Here is a 1,134-nt window from a genome sequence, read left to right as displayed (position 1 = left end):
TGTCCAGCGAGGCTCGGTGATGCTCATCGAATTCACGAACGAAGTCGCGTTCGGGGAGCCACCGCCATCCGTAATTGTGTTGTGCACGCTTCGTGAGGTACGAGAGCTGTCTTCGAAATTGTTGCTCCGCGATGTTGTCGACATGTCGTCTGGATTCAACGCAAATTTTTCGGGTGGCATATCTGGCTTTCAGGTCACGATTGTCACTGAGAACGAGCACTTAGTGAGGATTCAAGACGGAAAGGTATTGATATCCTTGTCTAAGGAACACGCTGGCGCGATTTCAGCGATGCTTGATCAAATATATGTGCAAGGCCAGACCATATACGTCGACTTCGATGGCCTGAATCTCTTTGAAGAGGCAAATTTGATTATCTCTACAATTTGACTACTGAACCAGCACGGAGCGTCCACAGGTCCCGCCGGTGACCCGGATATCGGCTTCGCCGACATGCACGCCGAGCGCGCCAAGTACGTTGTAGACCAGGTTGTCGACCTGCGCGGTCACGCCGTTGAGCACCGTCACCACCGCCGGCTTCACGGTGCTGAGCAGGGCGGTGACGTCGAGCCCGGCGCCCAGCGCCTTGACCGACAGCGACAGGTTGTTGACCAGCGAGGTGGAGAGCGACTGCGTCAGGTTCTTCGTCGACACTGTTTTCATCGTCTTGGCAGCGATCTCGGTGGCATTGAACGTCAGGTTCGTCGGCGCCATGTTGGTGACCGAGAACGCCGAAGATCCGTTGATCTGCAGCAGGCTGAGGTTGACCAGCAAAAGCTTGACGCTGACGTCGGCGATTTCGGCGTCGCTGAACGATTGCGGCTTGGTGAAGTCGGCAAAGCCGCTGGCGTTGGTGTCGGCAAGGTGCGCGGCGACGACGCCGGGCTGTGCCGCGATCGTGACCTTCAGGCTGTCGGGACGCCCGGTCGGGCAACTTACGTCGGTGAGCTTTGCTTCGGCATAGGCCACCTCGACATTGAGCGGCAGGTTGACGGCGAGCAGCTTGATGCCGCCACCCAAATTCGTGCCGGCGTTGCCGCTCCCGTTGCCATTGCCGTAGCCGCCGCCGTTGTTCCCGTTCCCGAGGCCGACGCTGGCATTCAGCTTGATGCGGGTCTGCGCGGTGCGCACCACGG

Annotated in this window: 1 protein-coding gene and 1 pseudogene; one reads left to right on the top strand and one right to left on the bottom strand. The window is 58.8% G+C overall.

The features are described from left to right. Positions 1-388 (top strand): hypothetical protein (locus tag EN742_RS35595; protein ID WP_210214513.1); only part of this gene is annotated, 388 nt, incomplete at its 5' end. Here the strand turns inward: EN742_RS35595 and EN742_RS35590 are convergent. Continuing rightward, a pseudogene (locus EN742_RS35590) lies at positions 389-1,134 on the bottom strand (hypothetical protein); the annotation flags it as partial.

It is taken from the genome of Mesorhizobium sp. M4A.F.Ca.ET.020.02.1.1 (assembly GCF_004022645.1).
In the GTDB taxonomy this organism is placed as follows: domain Bacteria; phylum Pseudomonadota; class Alphaproteobacteria; order Rhizobiales; family Rhizobiaceae; genus Mesorhizobium.
The sequence above is the reverse complement of the archived record's forward strand: the minus strand, read 5'-3'. Positions and strand labels throughout refer to the sequence as shown.